Source organism: Vibrio sp. 1562 (assembly GCF_033340155.1).
In the GTDB taxonomy this organism is placed as follows: domain Bacteria; phylum Pseudomonadota; class Gammaproteobacteria; order Enterobacterales; family Vibrionaceae; genus Vibrio; species Vibrio alginolyticus.
The window spans coordinates 1-500 of the sequence record NZ_JAWOVY010000858.1 but is presented as its reverse complement, the minus strand read 5'-3'; the positions used below and the strand labels follow the sequence as shown (position 1 = coordinate 500).

At 44.0% G+C, this 500-nt stretch carries 1 pseudogene; it reads right to left on the bottom strand.

Annotated elements, in window-relative coordinates:
• A pseudogene (locus R7Z49_RS28070) lies at positions 1-500 on the bottom strand (hybrid sensor histidine kinase/response regulator); the annotation flags it as partial.

Genomic DNA, 500 nt, shown 5'->3' with positions numbered 1-500 from the left:
AGTACGCCATTAAGTGGCGTTCTTAACTCGTGGTTAATCATCGCGACAAACTCTTTCGTCGCTTTTTCTGACTCTTCCGCTCGCTTTCTTAGCTCGACTTCACGTTCAAGGCTGAGGTGACGGCTGATCACGCCGTGAACCAAATCAGAAACCAGTTCCATTTGTTTGGAGATAAAAGCTTGCTCAATTTGTTCCAGCGACACAGAAAATATCAATTCGCCAACGACTCGCTCATCAATGATGATGGGTAAATGTAGCGCCTCATTCTGCCAATTGGGTGTTCGAGCGATAGGTTTGTCACTTTTTAGATCCAAATGCCCGAAATGATGACGACGTAAAGAAGTAAGTTGGACAGGATTAAGGTATAAATACGAAGCGGTAATAACGGAATTGGACGTCAGTTGCTCAAGAAAACTGGCAATCATTGTCTCGTCGAAAGTGCTGGAAAGGAATGTCCGTCCAAACCGAATAAGCGTGGCATCAATTTTTTCTTCAAACTC